Genomic DNA, 20,523 nt, shown 5'->3' on the forward strand with positions numbered 1-20,523 from the left:
AGCATGTAACACAAAGGAAGAGAGGAATGTCCTTAAGAAAAGGAGGCGATGAAAAAATGTTGTTTTTTCCGTGGTGGGTGTATGCATGTATTATCGGCATTATTTTCTGTGCGTATAAATTAATGACAACAGCCAAAGAGGAGCAAGAAATTGATCAATCCTTTATTGAAAAGGAAGGAGAAATTTTTATCGAGCGAATGGAACAGGAAAGAGAGCGCAGACGCCAGAATCAGCAGGTGAAAAGATCACAGGATACTGCGGCACATGAAGATCATTCAATTGCTTAATCTCGTCATACAAAACCCCTCTGCACGATGACGGCAGAGGGGTTTTTTGTGATTACTGGTTCTGTTGTGTCTGCTGATTTTGTGCAGGCTGTTCAGATTTTTCTTTGAACGTTTTTTGAAGCTCTTTATCTTTTACTTTCACATCAGCATCTTTTACTAATTTGTTTAAGATGTTTTGGATTTCATTTGTGTCTGCTTGTTTTTGGTCAAGCAGTTCTTTTTTCAAGTCCGCTTTCATGTCATCATATTTACCGCGTTCTTCAGTCTTTTTAATGATATGGTAGCCGAATTGGGATTTTACTGGCTTGCTGATTTCATTTACTTTTAGTTTGAAAGCTGCTTTGCTGAAGTTCTCGTCCATTTGGCCTTCTTTTGCGAACCAGCCTACATCGCCGCCTTGTGCTGCTGAAGCAGTATCAGTTGAATATTCAGAGACAAGGGAATCCCATTTTTCACCTTTATCTAATTTCTTTTCCACTTCGTCAGCTGTTTTCTTATCAGCTACTAAAATGTGGCTTGCACGGATTTTTCCTTTAAGGTCATCGTAATACGATTTTACTTCTTTATCAGTGATTTTGATGTTAGCTTTGGCAGCCTTTTGAGTCAGCAGCTCATATTTCACTTGATCTTTGATGTAATCTTTACCGAATTCATCTTGAAGCTGTTTTAAACGATCTTCACCAAGTGTCTTTTTATATTCTTCCAATTTCTTATCAATTTCTTTATCAGATACTTTGTATTTGTCAGCAAGAACCTTTTGTTGAACAAGTAGGTTTAGAGCATCTCCACCTGCTTGTTTCTTAAGAGTTGTATAAAGTTCTCCTTTTGTGACATCTCCTGATTTCGTTGTGGCGATCACATCTTTATCACCGCTACTGCATGCGCCAAGAGTTAAAACACTTACTGCTGTTACAGCTGCTAAAGCCATTTTTTTCATTCAAAAAACACTCCTAATCTTTCCAATTTATTTATCATTGCTTGTATCATAACATATTGTGACACGCTGTAAAAAGAAATGCAAATGGAAGGGCATTCGTCTAGTCAAAAAATTGCGAGCGACATACACATATAGTGATCACAAAAAGGAGGCTGAATTATATGGGAGCAGGATATTCTAATGGGTTTGCTTTATTGGTCGTGCTATTCATTTTGCTGATCATCGTTGGTGCAGCATATCTTTACTAATTAAATCGCTGTGACAGAAGGGAGCCGTCCTGCCGTGCGTGAGGGCGGTTCTTTTTTCAAACGATGACAGGTGCCTAAACGTTTTTTATTTTTCTGCATACACTGAGCTTAGAACAGAGGAAGAACTGGCAGGAGGTGTTTTCACATGGGAGGAGAAGTCTTTGCTGGCGGTTTTGCACTAGTCGTCGTATTATTCATTTTATTGATCATCATCGGTGCATCTTGGATTTGCTAATTCAAATATACACAAAAAGCTGCCCTCAAACTGGCAGCTTTTGCTTTGATCTTAAATGGAAATGGTAATTTCAACAAATGATGAGATAAGTAAGATCAGTATCGATACATTGATAAAGCGAAACACCTTATCTTGCCGTTCTTCAGGAATCTCTCTGACAAGGCATAATGTATTAGTAAGCCTGTTTATTGAATACACAATAAACGCGGCAAAGACGATGAAGTAAAATAAAACTATCGGAGATCCCCCCTCTCTATGCTATTCCCATACTACATTACCAAATTTTTTATGAAAAAGATAGAAGTTGGCTTTAAAAACCTCATGATGAGGAAGTTTGGTCAACTAAAATATCAAACTCGTCTTGAGCTTGATCGATGATGCAGGATTTAGGTGCTTTGAGCAGCTTCCATGCAAATAAAAAGTCAGGCAAACAATAGCCTGCATGTATACTAGCGATGATGATAAAATAGTGTGCGTACATAGGAAACGCCACGCCTAACACAAAGTAAACCGGTGAGATGACACAAAACGGGCTGAGAAGTGAAAAAAGCATCACTTTCTTAGGCACGCGCTGCCAGCAATTTCGTTTCATCAATAGCGTCATTTTTTTCTTATTTTTCATCACTGGGATCAAGTGAACCACACGGTGGACAAGCAATGTCACAAGTAAGAGCACGGCAAAAAGCGGTGCGTTATGGCTGCTTAGCCTCGTTTCAGGATGAGTCAGTTGAAAACATAAAAATGCCATAATGAAAAAAAGGATAGCAAGACTTATGGCAGAAATCATCATTCTCGTATAACCATAATCCTTTTCAAGATTAATGGTCTTCCAACAATTCATTTTTCATCCTTCCAATCTAAAAATCGAATTGAATATCTCAAGATAATTTACTCTTCCTGAGGATAAAAATCAATGGTTTTGATGAAAAAAAATAAAATGGTGCCTTCATATGGAATAAAGAGAGGAAACTTTGGATTTTTCAAGAAAAAAGAACTGAAGGGGGAGGTTCGTCTCTTTCGTCAATGAGTAATTTCGGCTAAAATAGAAGGACTAAGAGAAAGAGGGAACGTACATGAGTATTGAGGAACGAATGAGCCAGCTTGAATATTATATGGAACTTTTATTGACGGCAACCGATATGAGCCGTTATCCATATTATGCGTTATTGATCAGGCAGCGTGTATCGAAAGAAGAGGCAGAGGAAATTGAGCGTATTTGTGCTGAGCTTTCAGAGGAAATGGATAAGCAAAAAGCACAAGGCTACGTCATGTTTGACGATCTCCTTGCGCTCTTTGCGGGACAGTTAATTGAAAAGCTGGATGTTCATGAGACGATATTTGCTTTGCATGATCAAGGGCTCTTTCAGCCGCTAATGAATGAATTTATAAAGATCATTAAACAATTTGATTTGTTTTAGACGCTTTTTCTGCTGCCTCAGCTGAGTTTTCGAGTTCCTCAGTCTTTTTTGTGACTTTTCCTTGCTCATTCAAAAAGTCCTTCTCAATGTTTGAAAACGATTTCTCAAAAATCTCCATGAAATCCTCACCATAAATGTTTCGGATGATACACATCATTTCTAAAATCTCAGGGAACTTTCCGTAAATGTCATGAAGCGGCTGTGCGCCTTTGACAATACCAGTTCGGGCCGGGTCATAATCTTCGAGTAGTTTATGGAATGTCTCTTCGCCTTTTGGCGTTAGCTCAATATACGTATTGCGCTTATCGTTTAACTTTTTAGAAAATTTTAAAAATCCTCGTTCCTCCAGTTTCTTGGAGAAGTTAAACGCCGTTGATACATGCATGACGCCAAACTTTGCAATTTCTGATATTGAAGCTCCTTTTAATTGATACGCAATCCACAAAATATGATGTTCATTGATATTTAGGTTATACGGTTTGATCCACTGCTGCCAGTCCTTTTCAATGGATTTCCAAAGAGCTTTGCTCAATTGGGCCATTCTTTGACTGAATAAAAGTGCTTCTTTTACATCGAAAGGCTGTTCCGAATGATTCATCCATTTCACCTACTTCTCTTTTTCTTGTAATTCTATTATGCCAATAAAATAAAGATTAATAAAGCTGAAAATTCAAGAATTTTTAAAAGTCATGAAAAACATTGTCAAAATAACCTTTTTTCAACAAAAAAAGTGCGGGATACGCACCCCGCACACTTTTGTAAACGAATATTTTTTTGTGAGTATATTAGTTTTGTAAGGTTTTCTCCAGTTGTTTGAGCTTTTCCTCAATTTCCTGAATTTCCTTTTGTAAGTCCTGCTGATGAGGTTTGATTTCTTCGCGCCATTGCTGAATCGATGTTTGCAATTCAGACCCGACTTCTTTAATCACCTCTGCGCTTTCTTTTGCTGTTTCCACAATTTGCTCTTTTAAAGCTTGTCCATCTCTTTTTAATTTTGTCAGCGTATCTTCGAATTTGTCATAGCCGTCTTTCACTTTTCCGCGCACATCTCTGCCAGAAGAGGGAGTCGTCAGGAGCACTGCCGCACCTCCGAGGAGACCGCCTACAAATAATCCTGTTAATAAAGAACGTCCACTAGCCATTCAAATCACCTCTAGTCAAATTTTACACATTCGCATGTTCTCTCTGAGCTGACGATCAGCTTCATTGAACTTCCATACATAGCTTGCTTTATTTTAGCATACTTTTGAAGAAAAGGGAGGGGAGAAGGTTGTCTGTCTTTCTGTTCGTTTTTATGTGTATCGTCATCGTTTTTACAGGTGGTTCTATTCATTATGCAAGACAGCTTGGGTATGCAGGGTCTTATCCGCCAAAACATGTTTTAAAGCAAAAAGCACTTGTGTGTGCGGCTGGTGCAGGAATTTCGCTCCTCATTTTGCTGCTGACCCTTTTTCTTTTATAAAAGCATGAAAAAAACCTCTTCATCTATCATGAAGAGGTTCGGTTATTCGTTAAGCAACTTCTATCATTCTTGCACGTCTCAGAATGGACTGAGCAATTGGGAAGACAAATACCATAGCAATGGTATTAATCACGGCTGCTGGCAGGACAACACCCACAAGAAGTGCCGGTAATGCAGCTGGCAGTCCAGTGATCAATAAAGCGGCAGATAAGAAAATCACGCCGGATACGATGGTTCCAATCGCAGTTAACACAGCGGTCAGCACCACTTTGTTCTTTATCTTCAAGCAAGATAAGAAAAGGGCTAAGAAGATAAAGGCTGTCACTGGCTTATCAATCATATTCGGAATTTGTCCGCCTGGGAATCCCGTTGTTAATGCAGAAATCACGCCAGTCACTAGCGCAATTACGACAACATGCTGTACCTTTGGGAAAAGGATGATGCTTAAAAACATCATGACCAGCATCATGTCAGGTTTCATTCCAAAAAAGATGGGCGGGAAAATCGTATGCAAGACAGCTCCCATTGCTGCAAGCAATGACATAATCACTAATTCTTTTGTTTTCATTTCTATGCTCTCCTCTGCTAAGCTCTTATAGGACTCTCCAATAATATGGCTCATCATTTATTGCAAGAGTCATGACTTTATATTTCTCGTTATTATAACAAATTTATTTCCCTATAGAAAAGCCTTTTTACTCATTTTCTTGCTGGAACTTTTTCATAAAGTCCGCAAGCTTTTGGCAGTCTTCAATTGAGACCGCATTGTAAATAGATGCTCTGCATCCACCGACAGAACGGTGGCCGGCAAGTCCAACCATTTGCTCTTGCTTTGCTTTTTCCACAAAGGAAGAAGTAAGTGCATCATCGCGAAGAGTAAAGGTGACATTCATATGCGAACGGCTGTCAGCGCGCGCATGTCCTTGATAAAAACCGCCGCTTTGATCAATGGTATCATAGAGAATACCTGCTTTTTGTTCATTGCGTTTTTCCGCTGCTTCTACACCGCCAGCTTGTTTGACATGCTCAAGGACAAGTGACAGCATATAAATCGCAAAAGTCGGTGGTGTATGATAAAGAGAATTGGCTTTTGCGTGTGTTGAATATTTTAATATTTTCGGCGTGCTGCTTTTCTCTTTCTCTAATAAACGTTTGCGCGCAATCACAATCGTGATACCTGAAGGTCCTAGGTTTTTTTGTGCCCCAGCATAGATGAGATCAAATGAAGAAACGTCTATTTTTTTGCTGAGAATATCACTGGACATATCCGCAATGAGCGGGAGTGACGTGTTCGGGAACGTTTTCCACTGGGTACCGAAGATCGTATTGTTCGATGTGATGTGTAAGTAAGCACCATCTGTTAAACCGGAAGCATCTACTTCTGGAATATACGAGTAGTTGTCATCTTCACTTGAAGCAAGCACAGATGTCTGACCAAACCCTTTTGCTTCTGACAATGCTTTTTCTGACCAAGCGCCTGTTTGAATGAAATGAGCTGTTTCGCCTTTATGTAAGAAGTTCATAGGAATCATCGCAAATTGAAGACTAGCTCCGCCTTGTAAAAAGAGGACTTCATAATCTTCTGGAATGTCCATCAACTCCATCAAAAGCGCTTTTGCTTTATTGTGGACTTCTTCATATTCACCGCTGCGATGAGAAAGCTCCATCACAGACATCCCAGTTTGTTTAAAATCAACAAGTTCTTCCTGTGCTTTTTGAAGCACTTCTAGCGGCAATGCCGCCGGACCAGCATTAAAATTCGTTGTTCGCTTCATCACAATCTCTCCCTATTTCTCGCGTTAATGGATCAAAAGATAAAACCATCCTATCACAAATTTGAAGCATTTGGACAAAAAATTTGAATCGTTCAAAATATCTTACTATTAAGAGAAGGAAGCGATGAAAAGGGGTAAAAATAAGAAAAACCTCATCTGTTAAGATGAGGTAAGCCGCGTGTGGATGGCAGAGGAAATGTCTTTTAAATCCTCTGACGTGTATTGATCTTGATGTGATTTCCATACGGCACCAAAGCCATCGCCTTTTCCGTAGCGCGGAATGATGTGCATATGGTAATGGAACACCGATTGACCGGCTTTTTCACCGTTGTTGTTCAGGAGGTTTAACCCGATTGGTTCAAATTCCTGTTTGATCGCCCTTGCAATTTTCGGAATCGCTTGGAAGTAGTGGTTAGACACTTCTGGTGTCATCTCATAGATGTTTTCTTTATGTATTTTCGGAATTACAAGGGTATGTCCTTTTGTTACTTGGCTGATATCAAGAAAAGCCAATACATGCTCGTCTTCATATACTTTTGCACATGGAATGTCTCCATCAATGATCTTGCAAAAAATGCAGTCGCTCACGCCATGTCACTCCTCATTATTTTTCCTTTATCGTATCACAAAAAGAAGCAAAAAAGAAAACAGGACAAGCGAACTCCTTTGGTCGCTCATCCTGCTCCTGCAGAAGAAATGCTGATGCTTTCATTCGAATGCCTTTTGAATTCTCTATTTATTGAAATAAAGAATTCACGTGCCTGCTATTTCTGCCGTAAACACCTCATTTGACGTTTTGGTTTGTCGTATACATATTGTATAGGACACAAAAATCAAGAATCAGTGAAGCAAAACAGAAGCTAAGGTTTTTAGATGAAAAACCAACTTGTCATGCGGTTCTTTGCCTTTAACAAACACCTCATTTACTTATTGGTCATCAAGTTCATTTCTTCTACATACATTATGATGACCAAGGCGCCTATTTTTTATTCATGACTCGTCTATAGGTAAACATTTCAAATTATCATTCGTTTTTGTTACTATAAAGGAAAAAAGAAAGAAAGGAACGAATTCATGTCCCTTCTCACTGTAAAAGATGTAACGGGCGGATATACGAAGAATCCCGTTCTAAAAAATATTTCATTTGAATTAGAAAGAAATCAAATCGTCGGTCTCATTGGCTTAAACGGGGCGGGGAAAAGTACAACCATCCGACATATTATCGGGCTCATGAAACCGCATAAAGGTGTCATTGAATTAAATGGACGAACCCTTCAAGACGACCAAGAGGCGTATCGTTCACAATTTACGTTTATTCCTGAAACACCTGTTTTATATGAAGAATTAACGTTAAAAGAGCATTTAGAGCTGACAGCGATGGCTTACGGTCTATCAAAGGAACAATTAGACGAACGCCTGCCATCGTTGCTGAAAGAATTTCGAATGGAGAAAAGGCTGAAATGGTTCCCTGCTCATTTTTCAAAAGGAATGAAGCAGAAAGTCATGATTATGTGTGCATTCCTTGTGGAACCAGAGCTGTATATCATCGATGAACCGTTTTTAGGGCTTGATCCTCTTGCAATCAATGCACTGCTTGAACGGATGAATGCTGCGAAGAAAAGCGGCGCTAGTGTCCTGATGTCAACGCATATTTTAGCGACAGCTGAGCGCTATTGTGATTCCTTCATTATTTTGCACGAAGGGGAAATCAGAGCGAAAGGAACACTGGCAGAGCTGAGAGAACAGTTCGATATGAGAGATGCGACACTCGATGATCTTTATTTGGAATTAACAAAGGAAGAAAGCTATGAGTAAAACAACGCTTACTATCTGGAAATCAAGATTAGAGGAACACATACAAGAAACAAGAAAATACTTAAAATACATGTTCAACGATCATCTTGTCATTGTGCTCATTTTTTTCCTTGCAGGCGGAGCAAGCTGGTACAGCAACTGGCTCAAACATATTCCGGCTCACTTCCCATCCTACTGGGTGATGGCAGTTGTTTTCTCATTGGTACTTACAAGCTCATACGTACGTACGTTGATTAAAGAAGCCGATCTCGTGTTTTTGCTTCCTTTGGAAGGGAAGATGGAGCCTTACTTAAAACAGGCGTTTAACTTTAGCTTCATTTCTCAGCTGTTTCCTCTCATTGCTGTATCCATTGTCGCACTTCCGCTTTATTCGGCGGTGTCTTCAGGAGGCATCACGGAGTATGTGCTGATATTGGCGCAAATGATCTTAATAAAGGGCCTGAATACAGCCATTCAATGGAGAATGACTTATTTTCAAGGAAAACACGTGAGATGGCTCGATGCAGCCCTTCGTTTTCTATTAAATATGATGTTGATTTACACCGTTTTACAGGCAGCCTATGCGATTGCAATCGTTTTTTATCTTATCTATGGTGTCTATCTCGTCTACTTAACAAATGCAGTGAAAAAACAGCCCTTTCAATGGGAAATGCATATTTCTGATGAATTAAAACGGAAGCAGCGCTTTTATCGTTTGGCAAACTTATTTACAGATGTGCCTCACTTAAAGAAACAGGTGAAAAGAAGAGCATACATGGACTGGATTTTGAAGTTTGTTCCTTACGATCAGCGTAAAACTTTTTCTTATATGTATGTGAGGGCGTTTGTACGCTCAAATGACTATTTTGGTCTCGTGTTTAGATTAACGGCTGTGTTTGTCCTGATTATTTTGTATACAGGTGCAGCAGGCTGGGTGGGTGCGTTACTAGTCTTGTTCACAGTATTTATCACAGGTGTACAGCTTGTGCCGTTAACGAAGCACTTTGCTCATCTTTCATTACAGGCACTCTATCCAGTTTCTCAAAAAGAAAAGGATCGAAGCTTTTTTGTTCTCGTCCGTAATGTGCTCATCATCCAATCGATATTGCTGAGCTGTGCGCTACTTCCAGCAGGAGGCTGGCAGGGAAGCGGACTTGCCTTTCTCATTTCTTTAGCATTTGTGCTTGTCCTCTTTAAGCCTTACGTGCAAAGCAGGTTAAAAAAGATGAGATAAGTGGAGATTACAGCGAGCGTATGATGACATCAAGGAGGGGACCGGATGAATGCAGCTGAACGGGAGTTGTATGAAGAAGCCATTCTTTTTCAAACACGTTTTTTAAGAAAACCTTCAAAGATCGAACGGTTTTCAAAAGGAGTTCAGCAGCAGGTGAACCGCCGAATTCCTGCCAGGTTTCATCAAGTCATCACAAGTGCAGTCAAAACAATGGTTGAATCCACCGTATCAGGATCACACTTTACTTCATTTTCAGTGATTGATGAACAATTATCTATTGTAGAACGAAATGAACTGGCAAAGGATAAAGTGAAGTATTACCAAAAGGCGGCTGCTATCGAAGGGGTTGGAACAGGTGCAGGCGGTTTATTCCTCGGAATGGCAGACTTTCCGCTGCTGCTGAGCATAAAGATGAAATGCCTTTATGAGCTGGCGTGTATTTATGGCTTTGATTTATCTCAAAAGGAGGAAAGACTCTTTTTGCTCTGCATATTTCAACTCGCCTTTTCCAGCAGTGCCCATCGTCAAAAAATGATGAAGATCATAGATGATTGGGAAACGAGCCGCAAGGAAATGGATTGGTACAGCTTTCAGCAGGAGTATCGAGATTACATTGATCTTGTAAAGCTGTTTCAATTAATGCCGATCGTCGGAGCCGCTGTTGGCGGGGTGGCAAATCATCAGCTGACAGGACAGCTCGGAGAGGTTGCACGCCATGTGTTTCACTTGCGAATATTGAAAGAAATGAAATAGAAAAGCCGCTGATGACAGCCTTATTTTTTCCTTAAAGTTTCCATTCCCCCATTTTATAATAGAGAAAAGCATACTGAAGGAAGGTGTTTTTTCTCATGTTTCACACTAGAAATTCTTCTCAGCACGAAGCCGAATTTGTATTGCTAGATCAACTGGTCGAAGAGGATCATCTGCTTCGTAAAATTGATCGGTACATTGATTTTTCATTTATCGTAGATAAAGTAAAACCGTATTATAGCGAGAATAAAGGTCGTCCTTCTCTTGATCCACTTATTTTGTTCAAAATGATGTTTATCGGATACCTGTATGGTATCCGTTCTGAAAGACAACTTGAAAAAGAAATTTACTATAACATGGCGTATAGATGGTTTTTAGGTTTGAACATCAATGATCCCGTTCCTCATCACTCGACCATTAGCTGGAATCGTCGGACTCGATTCAAAGATACAACGATTTTTCAAGATATCTTTGATGAAATTGTGCTTCAAGCCATCAATCATGATATGGTAGGAGGTCGCGTTCTTTTTACTGATTCAACTCATCTTAAAGCCAATGCCAATAAACATAAATATACGAGAAAAACGATTGAACAAGATACCCAGAACTATATAAATGATTTAGAAGAAGCGATCCAAGAAGATCGGGTGGCACACGGAAAAAAGCCCTTAAAGGTAAAAGAGGAGGTGAAAACGGAAAAAGACATACGCCAAAGTACGACTGATCCTGAAAGTGGCTATCTTTATCGTGAAAACAAACCGGAAGGCTTTTTCTACCTAGACCACCGTACAACGGATATGAAGTACAATATCATCACGGATGCTCATGTCACGCCAGGCAATATCCATGATTCTGTTCCGTATCTCGATCGATTGGATCACCAAATCGCCCGATTTGGTTTTCAAGTAGAAGCTGTTGCCCTTGATTCTGGTTATTTGACTACTCCTATCTGTAAAGGTTTATCGGATCGCCGTATCTTTGGTGTTATCTCTCATAGACGCTTTCATCCAACAAGAGGATTATTTGAGAAGTGGAAATTTCATTATGATTCTGAACATGATCATTACATATGCCCAAATGGTGAGAAGCTATTATATACAACAACTGATCGAAAAGGTTATAGATTCTACAAATCAGACCCTAAAAAATGCGTATCGTGTCCTTTCCTTGAGAACTGTACAAGATCGAAAAAACATCAAAAAGTGATCTCAAGACATGTATGGGAGGAACACAAAGAAAAGATCAGAGAAAATCGTCTGTCTGCTTCTGGAAAAGAGCTATATAAAAAAAGAAAAGAAAAAATAGAGCGAAGCTTTGCAGATTCAAAACAACTGCACGGGCTTCGCTACTGCCGGTTGAGGGGAAAACAAAACGTGAGTGAGCAAGTTCTTCTTACAGCTGCCTGTCAGAACATGAAGAAGATTGCCACACACCTAGCGAAGCTAGGCTAGGTGTGTGGGAGGCTTTTTTCTATTAAATTATTTCATCATATTTACACCTAAAATAAAAAAGATTGTAGAAAAACATAAGTTTCTCTACAATCTGAGCCGCTGATGACAGCGGCTTTTTTTTTATTCATTGTAGGAAAGAACGGCGTTAGCGAGTACCTTTGCTGCGATAGGCATTGCTTTTTCGTTGATATCAAACTTTGGATGATGATGTGGATACACGTCTTGGCTGTTTTCGGGCATGGCGCCTGTGTAGAAGAAGGTACCAGGGACATGCTGAAGGTAGTAAGCAAAGTCTTCTCCGCCCATTTGGGTTTCCGCTTCTTTTACTTCTGTGACACCTTCTGTCTGGTTTGCGATGCCAGCAATATATTCAGTCGGCTTTGGATGGTTTTTGACAGCAGGGTATCCTCTGACGTATTCATATGTGTAGGCAGCATCATGCATCTGGCATACCCCTTTTACCACCTGTTCAATTTCTCGTTCGATGATATGCCGTGCATTTTCTTCAAAGGATCGTGCAGTACCAGTTAAAACAGCTGAGTCTGCAATAACGTTAAAGGCATTCTCCGCTACAAAACCTCCAACAGAAACAACAGCAGAATCAATTGGATTGACTTTACGTGCAACGACTTGCTGCAGGTTTGCGACGATTTGTGAACCGATGAGTACGGCATCTTTTGTTAAATGAGGCTGGGCGCCGTGTCCGCCTTTCCCTTGGACTTGAATGGAGAAACGATCCGCCGCTGCCATAAAGTTCCCGCTTTTATAAAGAATCGTGCCACAAGGCTCTGAAGACCAAAGGTGCGTACCGAATATCACATCGACACCGTCTAAACAGCCGTCTTCAATCATTGGTTTTGCACCGCCGGGAGCATATTCCTCGGCATGCTGATGAATGAGGACGATCTTCCCTTTTAATTGATCACGATGCGTATGCAAAATTTTAGCTAATACAAGAAGTGTCGCAGTATGCCCATCGTGACCGCACGCATGCATCACACCAGGCTTTGTTGATTTGTAAGGTACATCTTTTTCATCGTGGATGGGAAGTGCATCAAAATCAGCTCTGAGGGCAATGGTTGGTCCCGGAGAAGCTCCTTCAATAAAAGCGAGTACGCCATGACCGCCCACCTTGGTGCGCGTAGGTATTTGTAATGTATCATAGTAGCTGGCGATGAAAGCGGCTGTTTCTTCTTCCTGAAAAGAAAGTTCAGGATTCATATGGAGATGGCGTCTAATTTCAACCATTTCCTCATAATGTTCATCAAGACGTTCATTGATGCTTTTTTGTAAAGTGGATATTGTCATTGAATCGAAAACCTCCTTCATGCTCTTTTACTGATTGTATGGTAATTGTTAGAATCTTTCAACAGAAGAGGATTTCGTGGTCAGTATCAAAAGGTCATTTTACATAAAAGTCGAAGTGGATATGAAGCAGGGAAAGGGAGGAGTAGCGTTGGGAAGCTGTCCAAATTGTTCAAAAACATTTTCTTTCGTCGAAAAATTTCATTTATCACATACGAAAATGATGATGTGTCCAAGCTGCCGGCATCAAATCAAAGAAACATTTGTCTCAAAAATGAGTTTTTTCATGATCTGCTTGATTCCACTATTGGTGCTGCTGATTCAATTGAAAGGTGCTTCACCTATGTTGAAGTGGCCGATCTTATTAGGTTGGATATTGCTAAATTTCTATGTGCTTCAGCCGATCATTCATAGGTACGAGCTGAAATCAAGCTCATAAAATGAAGAGCCCAGCGACTGGGCTTTTTTTGATGAAAAAAAGAAGTGCTAGAGCAGCACTTCCTTAATTGTCTGTGACGGCATGGTAGGATGTGAGGTAAGCTGGACGAGAGAAAATGGAGCCTGTATCCTCGTGTGGCTGAAAGAATGCTTCTGATTCTTGAAAGTCTTGAAATAAGTCCTCTGATTCCCAAAGTGTCAAAATCAAATAAACTTCTTCATCTTTTTTAGGTCTTAACACGCGAATAGCCTGGAAGCCGCGCTGATGTTCTGAGATGTTCGTCTTTTTCTGAAAGGTGGATTCAAACAGTGCTCTGCTTTCAAGCTTAACAGGGATATGATTCAAGGTGACGAAACCAGATTGGACAAGCTCGCCTTTCGCATAAATCACATCATAGGCATGAGGGGCTTTAAATACAGTCTCACCCTCCGTTTCATGAAAAAGAGCTGCTTGTTCTTTTCCGACCATATAAAGCAGATTTTCCAGATGGTGTTTTTTTGCGATTTTATGCAAAAAATCTGCTGTTCCATATGTAATATAGAAATTCATCTAAACCGCCTCCTGCTTGATAGTATAACAAAAGAATGATATATAATTCTTTGGCAGTCAATCCATAAAACATATTATGAAGCAATACATCCCATACTATCCGTATAAAGGAATGAGGTGACCTAATTTGAAGAAAAAGAAGATAATCATTCCATTAGTCATTGCAGGAAGTACAATTGTACTCTCATTTATTGGCTATCTGACGATTTTATTTTTAGGACATTATGTCATAGATGAAAAGAAGCTTGTTTTTCATGCTTCCTCCAAAATCATTGATCAGAATGGAAAAGAACTCACAAGCATGTATTCAGAAAATCGGGACCCTGTTTCATTAAAAGAGGTGCCCGATAAAGTAGCAAAAGCTTTTGTGGCTGTCGAGGACAAGCGTTTTTATGAGCATCACGGAATTGATGCACAGTCTATTTCAAGGGCGGTTTATCGAGATATATTAGCAGGAGGGAAGGTAGAGGGCGGCAGTACAATTACCCAGCAGCTCGCAAAAAATATTTTTCTCACAAATGACAAAACCTTTCTTCGAAAAACGAAAGAAGTCATTATTGCCATTAATTTAGAGAGAGATTATTCAAAGGATAAGCTGCTAGAGATGTATTTGAATCAGCTTTACTTTGGCCATGGTGTTTATGGTATTCAGGCAGCAGCCAATTATTATTTTAGTAAGGATGTCAAAGATTTAACGGTCAGCGAAGGTGCCACACTCGCTGCGATGCCAAAGGCACCATCTTCTTACTCGCCTGTTTTACACCCTGATAAAAATAAACAGAGGCGGGACACCATCCTGAATTTAATGAACGAACAAGGATATTTGTCTTCAACAGAAACAGTAGAAGCAAAAGGGAGAACACTAGGCATTCATTTGAAAAAGAAATCAGAAACGCCTTGGGTGGACAGTTATGTTGATCTCATCATTAAAGAAGCAGAGTCAGAGTATGCCATTTCACATGAACAATTGCTTCAAGGCGGCTATACCATTACGGTTCCGATTGATATGAATCTGCAAAAAACCGCTTATGATGCGATGAAGAACAACCGTTATTTCCCGGGAAAAAGCGGTTCTCCGGAAGGCAGCGCCGTATTCATTGATAACGAGTCTGGTGGAGTGAAAGCAGCCATCGGTGGACGAGAATATCAGGCAAGAGGTTACAACAGGGTGACAGCTGTTAGGCAACCGGGATCTGTTTTTAAGCCGATCGCAGTCTACGGTCCGGCAATGCAGGAGAAAAAATTCAGACCTTATTCACTGCTTGAAGACAAAGAAAAAAGCTATGACGGCTATTCACCTAAGAATTACGATGGGCAGTATGAAGGCAGGGTCACAATGGTGGAAGCCCTCATGAAAAGTAAAAATACCGCTGCTGTGTGGACATTAAGCCAGCTGGGCATTGATATGTCGAAATCATATCTCGAGAAAATGGGGATAGATATCTCGGATAAAGGCTTAGCTATTGCGCTTGGCGGTTTAGAAAAAGGAGTTTCTCCATTACAGATCGCTGGAGCCTTTCATACATTTGCAAATGAAGGCGTATATAAAAAGCCTTTCTTCATTCAGAAAATCACCAATGATGAAGGAGAAACTGTAGAAAAGAATCGTAATCAGCAAGAACGAGTATTTAGTGTGCAGAATGCTTGGAATATGACAAGAATGCTCCAGCAAGTCGTCAAGGGCGGAACAGCCCAGAGCGGTTCATACGCTGGAGATTTAGCAGGTAAGACAGGTACGACCACATATTCAGGTGTGAAAGGTGCAACAAAGGATGCTTGGTTTGCCGGCTATACGCCTAGTACAACGGGTGCAATTTGGATGGGGTATGACAAAACCGATAACAGCCACTATTTAACTGGAGGCAGTCAATACCCTGTGCAGCTGTTTAAAGATATTTTAACAGCAGCTCAAATCACCAATGAAACGTTTGAAAAACCAGAGGGGATTAAAGAGCTCGAGTCGCCCATCCATTTAGAGGGATTATCAGGATTTGAAGCCCGCTATGCGTTTAAAATCAAAGGCTTGTTTACATTAGAGCTGTCTTGGGACAATCAGGAGGATAAACGCATTGAATACCGCATCTATGAAAAGAGAAATGGAAGCGAGACGCTGATCGACACAGTGACAGGCGTGGACAGCTATACAATGCCGTATGCCAATGTATTTTCAAATGCAGAGTATAAGGTTGTTCCATATAATACCCAAACGCAAGAAGAAGGAGAAGGCAGTCCATATGTCAAGCCAGAGGCTTTTGGACGTTAATATTCGGCGATTTTTTGAACATTGAGCCGCTTTAGTATACCGTGCCTTGAAAAAACGGTATAGTAAAAGCAGGTTTGAGCCTTGTACAAAAAGAGAGTATAAGGCGAAAGGTGGAATGAAAGGTAATGGGAAAAACGAAGGTTTTTAATGACACGTTCTTAAAGGCGTGTAAAGGGGAAAAAACAGACCATGTACCAGTTTGGTATATGAGACAGGCAGGACGCTCACAGCCTGAATATCGTGCCCTTAAAGAAAAATACGGGCTATTTGAAATTACGCATCAGCCAGAGTTATGTGCTTATGTAACAAGACTTCCTGTAGAACAATATGGTGTAGATGCCGCTATTTTATATAAAGATATTATGACCCCGCTTCCGGCTATTGGAGTGGACGTAGAAATTAAAAATGGAATTGGACCTGTGATTGATGCACCGATTCGATCTAAAGCAGATATTGAACGTCTTGGGGAACTTCATCCTGAAGAAGACCTGCCATATGTGCTTGATACCATTCAGCTTTTAACGAAGGAGCAGCTGAATGTTCCGCTTATCGGTTTTGCTGGCGCACCATTTACGATGGCAAGCTATATGATTGAAGGCGGTCCATCTAAAAATTATCATAAAACAAAGGCGCTGATGTACAGTGATCCTGAGGCGTGGATGCTGCTCATGAACAAGTTAGCTGATATGACGATCACGTACATACGTGCGCAGGTAAAGGCCGGGATCAGTGCATTTCAAATTTTCGACTCATGGGTTGGCGCTTTAAATGCAGCAGATTACCGGACATTCATTAAGCCTGTCATGCAGCGAATTTTCACAGAGCTGAAGTCTGAAAACGTCCCAATGATCATGTATGGAGTTGGTGCAAGCCATTTAGCGAAAGATTGGCATGACCTGCCGCTTGATGTGGTTGGACTGGATTGGCGTATGAGTGTAGACGAAGCAAGAAAAGAAGGGCTCACAAAAACGTTACAGGGGAACCTCGATCCAACCATCTTACTTGCTCCTTGGGAAGTCATTGAAAAGAGAGCAAAAGATATTTTAGATCAAGGAATGAAATCAGATCACTTTATCTTTAACTTAGGTCATGGGGTATTTCCTGATGTTTCACCAGATACGTTAAAGAAGCTGACAGATTTTATTCACGATTATTCAGCGAAACATAAAGAATCATCCATCTAAACTATTTCAAATGATCTGAAGGAGTGTTGGTTGTGGAGAAAAAGAAAATGGGACTTCTTGTCATGGCATATGGCACCCCATATAAAGAAGAAGATATTGAGCGTTATTATACACATATCCGCAGAGGCAGAAAGCCGGAGCCAGAGATGCTGCAAGATTTGAAGGATCGCTACAAGGCAATCGGCGGTATTTCTCCTTTATCAAAAATTACCGAACAGCAGGCAAATGGTTTGTGTGATCATTTGAACGACATCCAAGACGACATTGAATTTCATGTCTACATTGGCTTAAAGCATATTGAGCCGTTCATTGAGGATGCAGTTGCAGAGATGCACAAGGACGGCATCACAGAAGCAGTGAGTATTGTTCTTGCGCCGCATTTTTCAACCTTTAGCGTGAAATCGTATAACAAGCGTGCACAAGATGAGGCAGACAAGCTTGGTAATCTGAAGATTACGTCTGTGGAAAGCTGGTACGATGAGCCGAAGTTTGTGGACTATTGGGTGAAACAAGTGAAGGATACGTATGCATCGATGAGTGAAGAGGAAAGAGAATCAGCCGTACTCATTGTGTCTGCACACAGCCTTCCTGAAAAAATTATTGCAGCAGGAGATCCATATCCTGATCAGCTCGCACAATCTGCCAAAATGATTGCAGAAGGTGCAGGAATTGAACATTATGAAATTGGCTGGCAAAGCGAAGGCAACACGCCTGATCCATGGCTTGGACCAGACGTTCAAGACTTAACACGGGATCTATTCGAACAAAAAGGCTATAAAACGTTCGTATATGTGCCTGTGGGGTTTGTCGCTGACCATCTTGAAGTGTTATACGACAACGATTATGAATGTAAAGTCGTGACAGATGAAATCGGTGCAGCCTACTATCGTCCAGAAATGCCAAATGCGAAACCAGCATTTATTGATGCTCTCGCAACTGTCGTATTAAAGAAGCTTGACGAAAGCAAGTAATTATATAAAAGAAGGCGATCCTATGCATGACAATCAAAAACACCTTGTCATCATTGGCGGTGGCATCACTGGTTTAGCCGCCGCCTTCTATTTGGAAAAGGAAGTCGAAGAAAAAGGTCTTCCCATTCAAATATCTCTTATTGAAGCGAGCCCTAGGCTAGGTGGAAAAATCCAAACATTATATAAAGACGGCTACATCATTGAACGTGGACCTGATTCATTTTTAGAAAGAAAGGTCAGTGGACCGCAGCTGGCGAAGGATGTGGGGCTCGCAGATCAGCTCGTCAATAATGAAACAGGGCAGGCATATGTACTAGTTAATGAAACCCTTCACCCGATGCCAAAAGGCGCTGTCATGGGTATTCCAACTCAAATCAGCCCATTCATCACAACCGGTCTTTTTTCAGTTGCAGGAAAAGCGAGAGCCGCAATGGATTTCGTCTTGCCAAAAAGCAAACAAACAGAAGATCAGTCGCTCGGTGAATTTTTTAGAAGACGTGTCGGTGATGAAGTAGTTGAGAATTTAATCGAACCTCTTCTATCAGGCATTTATGCAGGTGACATTGACCGTCTCAGCTTAATGTCCACCTTCCCGCAGTTTTATCAAACAGAACAAAAGCATCGCAGTTTGATTCTTGGGATGAAAAAATCACAGCAGCATGCGAAAGCGCAGCAAGTGACAGCGAAAAAACAAGGGCAGTTCCAAACGATCAATCAAGGACTGCAAGCGCTTGTTGAAGCAGTAGAAGGCAAGCTCAAGCTGACAACGATTTATAAAGGGACAAAAGTGAAGCAGATTGAAAAAACAGATGGGGGCTACGGTGTGCAGTTAGACAGCGGTCAAACGCTTTTTGCTGATTCAGCCATTGTGACAACTCCGCATCAATCGATCTATTCCATGTTTCCAAAAGAAGCGGGGCTTGAGTACTTGCATGATATGACATCTACTTCTGTTGCAACGGTTGCACTCGGTTTTAAAGAAGAGGATGTTCATAATGAATATGACGGCACTGGTTTTGTCATCTCAAGAAACAGTGATTTCTCTATTACAGCCTGTACGTGGACGAACAAAAAATGGCCGCATACAGCTCCTAAAGGAAAAACGCTATTGCGTGCTTATGTAGGGAAGGCTGGCGACGAATCAATTGTCGAACAGTCAGACCATCAAATCGTCAGCATTGTGCTGGAGGACTTGAAGAAAATTATGGATATTAAAGCAGATCCAGAACTGACGACAGTGACTCGCTGGAAGACGAGCATGCCGCAATATCACGTCGGTCATCAAAAGGCCATTTCGAACATGCGAGAAACGTTTAAGCAATCATATCCTGGTGTTTATATCACAGGTGCTGCTTTTGAAGGTGTCGGAATCCCTGATTGTATTGATCAAGGAAAAGCTGCCATTTCAGAGGCTGTATCTTATCTATTTTCATAAAACAAACTCCCTTTTCTATTAAGGAAAGGGAGTTTTTCATGTTCGAATCATTCAAAAAGAGTTGTGAATCATAAAAGTGAACAAAGTTGTTGCATCCGGAGAAAAGGATGTGGTATATTACTTTCTGTACTTAATGACCAAAACGTTCAAATAGTCATTTTGGGAGTGAGATCATGAGTGTTGATAGGAGACAAATGATTTTAGACGGGGCTACGAAGGCATTTACTCAATTCGGGTATAAAGCCACCACAATGGACCTTGTGGCGAAGCTTGCCAACGTCGGAAAAGGAACCATTTATACCTTTTTCAAAAACAAAGAAGAGCTGTTTGATGAAATTTTCACATCCCTTTTAATGGAGATGAGGAAAATTGCGGATGAAGCAATGGATGAGGAGAAAAGTTTCTCTGAAAATCTTCACTTAGCACTCTTTGCAATATTGGAATTTCGAAAAAACCACCAGCTCACAATCAAAATCTTTCAGGAAAGTGCGGAGCTTGGCACGTCAGCGGTCAAGGAAATGATTGAGAAGATGGAGCAAATGATCATTCGCTATATTAAAACGAAAGTAAAAGAAGCGATTGATAAAGGCGATATTAAGCCTTGTGATCCTGAATTGACTGCATTTGTGATGGTGAAACTATATATTGCACTTATTTTTGATTGGGAAAAGCGATACGAGCCTTTAACAAAAGAAGAGGTGGCCGAGTCGCTGGAGCTTTATGTACTCAAAGGACTTTTAGCAGCAACATAATTTTTTTTAAGTTCAAATGACCAAATTCTAAATT

The 20,523-nt window shown here is 40.6% G+C and carries 25 protein-coding genes; 15 read left to right on the plus strand and 10 right to left on the minus strand.

The features are described 5' to 3' along the window. Positions 1–56 precede the first annotated feature (56 nt). Positions 57–287, plus strand: coding sequence for a sporulation YhaL family protein (locus MHI08_RS04880; RefSeq protein ID WP_024425448.1), 231 nt, complete (start codon positions 57–59; stop codon positions 285–287). Positions 288–339: 52 nt separating this feature from the next. On the opposite strand, the gene MHI08_RS04885 is transcribed toward MHI08_RS04880, so the two are convergent. Beyond that, positions 340–1,224: a peptidylprolyl isomerase gene (locus MHI08_RS04885; protein WP_024425449.1), complete on the minus strand. Its 885-nt coding sequence runs from the start codon at positions 1,222–1,224 to the stop codon at positions 340–342. 161 nt (positions 1,225–1,385) lie between these two features. On the opposite strand from MHI08_RS04885, the gene MHI08_RS04890 reads away from it, so the two are divergent. Further along, entirely contained in the window at positions 1,386–1,472 is an 87-nt protein-coding gene (locus MHI08_RS04890; protein ID WP_008361129.1) for a YjcZ family sporulation protein, read from the plus strand. A gap of 145 nt (positions 1,473–1,617) precedes the next feature. Beyond that, a complete protein-coding gene (locus tag MHI08_RS04895) occupies positions 1,618–1,707 on the plus strand; it encodes a YjcZ family sporulation protein (protein WP_017360317.1) in 90 nt (29 codons plus the stop codon). 51 nt (positions 1,708–1,758) lie between these two features. Here the strand turns inward: MHI08_RS04895 and MHI08_RS04900 are convergent, their stop codons facing one another. Both MHI08_RS04900 and MHI08_RS04905 read right to left on the minus strand, forming a co-directional pair. After that, the gene (locus MHI08_RS04900; RefSeq protein WP_072368131.1) at positions 1,759–1,944 is read right to left on the minus strand and encodes a hypothetical protein; all 186 of its coding nucleotides are present in this window, start codon (positions 1,942–1,944) and stop codon (positions 1,759–1,761) included. An 82-nt stretch (positions 1,945–2,026) separates the two neighbouring features. Next, entirely contained in the window at positions 2,027–2,548 is a 522-nt protein-coding gene (locus MHI08_RS04905; RefSeq protein WP_024425450.1) for a DUF3267 domain-containing protein, read from the minus strand. A gap of 232 nt (positions 2,549–2,780) precedes the next feature. On the opposite strand from MHI08_RS04905, the gene MHI08_RS04910 reads away from it, so the two are divergent. Next, the gene (locus tag MHI08_RS04910) at positions 2,781–3,125 is read left to right on the plus strand and encodes a YhaI family protein (protein ID WP_041109967.1); all 345 of its coding nucleotides are present in this window, start codon (positions 2,781–2,783) and stop codon (positions 3,123–3,125) included. On the opposite strand, the gene MHI08_RS04915 is transcribed toward MHI08_RS04910, so the two are convergent. After that, the gene (locus MHI08_RS04915; RefSeq protein WP_024425452.1) at positions 3,103–3,723 is read right to left on the minus strand and encodes an HTH-type transcriptional regulator Hpr; all 621 of its coding nucleotides are present in this window, start codon (positions 3,721–3,723) and stop codon (positions 3,103–3,105) included. The two genes, MHI08_RS04910 and MHI08_RS04915, sit on opposite strands and share 23 nt — an antisense overlap. A 187-nt stretch (positions 3,724–3,910) precedes the next feature. Continuing rightward, positions 3,911–4,267, minus strand: a complete 357-nt coding sequence (locus MHI08_RS04920; protein WP_024425453.1) for a YtxH domain-containing protein — start codon at positions 4,265–4,267, stop codon at positions 3,911–3,913. A gap of 128 nt (positions 4,268–4,395) precedes the next feature. Here MHI08_RS04920 and MHI08_RS04925 point away from each other — a divergent pair, with 128 nt between their 5' ends. Further along, positions 4,396–4,587 carry a hypothetical protein gene (locus MHI08_RS04925; RefSeq protein WP_024425454.1) on the plus strand — a complete coding sequence of 64 codons (192 nt, stop codon included), beginning with the start codon at positions 4,396–4,398 and terminating at the stop codon, positions 4,585–4,587. A gap of 49 nt (positions 4,588–4,636) precedes the next feature. On the opposite strand, the gene MHI08_RS04930 is transcribed toward MHI08_RS04925, so the two are convergent. The 3 genes from MHI08_RS04930 to MHI08_RS04940 form a co-directional block, all read right to left on the minus strand. Then, positions 4,637–5,155: a tryptophan transporter gene (locus MHI08_RS04930; RefSeq protein ID WP_024425455.1), complete on the minus strand. Its 519-nt coding sequence runs from the start codon at positions 5,153–5,155 to the stop codon at positions 4,637–4,639. Between the two features lie 127 nt (positions 5,156–5,282). Beyond that, the gene (serC, locus tag MHI08_RS04935) at positions 5,283–6,362 is read right to left on the minus strand and encodes a 3-phosphoserine/phosphohydroxythreonine transaminase (protein ID WP_076839436.1); all 1,080 of its coding nucleotides are present in this window, start codon (positions 6,360–6,362) and stop codon (positions 5,283–5,285) included. Between the two features lie 159 nt (positions 6,363–6,521). Beyond that, the gene (locus tag MHI08_RS04940; RefSeq protein WP_024425457.1) at positions 6,522–6,950 is read right to left on the minus strand and encodes an HIT family protein; all 429 of its coding nucleotides are present in this window, start codon (positions 6,948–6,950) and stop codon (positions 6,522–6,524) included. A gap of 486 nt (positions 6,951–7,436) precedes the next feature. Between MHI08_RS04940 and MHI08_RS04945 the strand changes: the two genes are divergently transcribed. The 4 genes from MHI08_RS04945 to MHI08_RS04960 all read left to right on the plus strand — a co-directional run bounded on the left by MHI08_RS04945 (position 7,437) and on the right by MHI08_RS04960 (position 11,591). Continuing rightward, the gene (locus MHI08_RS04945; RefSeq protein WP_024426563.1) at positions 7,437–8,177 is read left to right on the plus strand and encodes an ABC transporter ATP-binding protein; all 741 of its coding nucleotides are present in this window, start codon (positions 7,437–7,439) and stop codon (positions 8,175–8,177) included. Next, positions 8,170–9,390, plus strand: a complete 1,221-nt coding sequence (locus MHI08_RS04950; RefSeq protein WP_326350051.1) for an ABC transporter permease — start codon at positions 8,170–8,172, stop codon at positions 9,388–9,390. Before MHI08_RS04945 ends, MHI08_RS04950 begins: the two co-directional genes overlap by 8 nt. A 45-nt stretch (positions 9,391–9,435) precedes the next feature. Then, a complete protein-coding gene (locus MHI08_RS04955; RefSeq protein ID WP_202739210.1) occupies positions 9,436–10,143 on the plus strand; it encodes an EcsC family protein in 708 nt (235 codons plus the stop codon). Positions 10,144–10,238: 95 nt separating this feature from the next. Beyond that, positions 10,239–11,591 (plus strand): IS1182 family transposase, encoded by a 1,353-nt coding sequence (locus MHI08_RS04960; protein WP_342500048.1) that lies wholly within the window; start codon positions 10,239–10,241, stop codon positions 11,589–11,591. Positions 11,592–11,711: 120 nt separating this feature from the next. On the opposite strand, the gene MHI08_RS04965 is transcribed toward MHI08_RS04960, so the two are convergent. Then, a complete protein-coding gene (locus MHI08_RS04965; RefSeq protein ID WP_202739209.1) occupies positions 11,712–12,899 on the minus strand; it encodes a M20 family metallopeptidase in 1,188 nt (395 codons plus the stop codon). A gap of 148 nt (positions 12,900–13,047) precedes the next feature. On the opposite strand from MHI08_RS04965, the gene MHI08_RS04970 reads away from it, so the two are divergent. Beyond that, positions 13,048–13,335, plus strand: a complete 288-nt coding sequence (locus tag MHI08_RS04970; protein ID WP_226015057.1) for a hypothetical protein — start codon at positions 13,048–13,050, stop codon at positions 13,333–13,335. A 63-nt stretch (positions 13,336–13,398) separates the two neighbouring features. On the opposite strand, the gene MHI08_RS04975 is transcribed toward MHI08_RS04970, so the two are convergent. Further along, the gene (locus tag MHI08_RS04975; RefSeq protein ID WP_024426559.1) at positions 13,399–13,884 is read right to left on the minus strand and encodes an antibiotic biosynthesis monooxygenase; all 486 of its coding nucleotides are present in this window, start codon (positions 13,882–13,884) and stop codon (positions 13,399–13,401) included. A 127-nt stretch (positions 13,885–14,011) separates the two neighbouring features. Between MHI08_RS04975 and MHI08_RS04980 the strand changes: the two genes are divergently transcribed. The 5 genes from MHI08_RS04980 (at position 14,012) to MHI08_RS05000 (ending at position 20,489) form a co-directional block, all read left to right on the plus strand. Further along, positions 14,012–16,147, plus strand: coding sequence for a PBP1A family penicillin-binding protein (locus MHI08_RS04980; protein ID WP_202739208.1), 2,136 nt, complete (start codon positions 14,012–14,014; stop codon positions 16,145–16,147). 125 nt (positions 16,148–16,272) lie between these two features. Continuing rightward, the gene (gene hemE, locus MHI08_RS04985; protein ID WP_041109981.1) at positions 16,273–17,331 is read left to right on the plus strand and encodes a uroporphyrinogen decarboxylase; all 1,059 of its coding nucleotides are present in this window, start codon (positions 16,273–16,275) and stop codon (positions 17,329–17,331) included. A gap of 32 nt (positions 17,332–17,363) precedes the next feature. Beyond that, a complete protein-coding gene (gene hemH / locus MHI08_RS04990; RefSeq protein ID WP_024426557.1) occupies positions 17,364–18,302 on the plus strand; it encodes a ferrochelatase in 939 nt (312 codons plus the stop codon). Positions 18,303–18,324: 22 nt separating this feature from the next. After that, entirely contained in the window at positions 18,325–19,737 is a 1,413-nt protein-coding gene (hemY, locus tag MHI08_RS04995; RefSeq protein ID WP_041109984.1) for a protoporphyrinogen oxidase, read from the plus strand. Positions 19,738–19,910: 173 nt separating this feature from the next. Beyond that, positions 19,911–20,489 (plus strand): TetR/AcrR family transcriptional regulator, encoded by a 579-nt coding sequence (locus MHI08_RS05000; protein ID WP_034282193.1) that lies wholly within the window; start codon positions 19,911–19,913, stop codon positions 20,487–20,489. The last annotated feature ends 34 nt before the right edge of the window (positions 20,490–20,523 follow it).

It is taken from the genome of Bacillus sp. FSL M7-0791 (assembly GCF_038627085.1).
Lineage (GTDB): Bacteria > Bacillota > Bacilli > Bacillales > Bacillaceae > Bacillus > Bacillus safensis.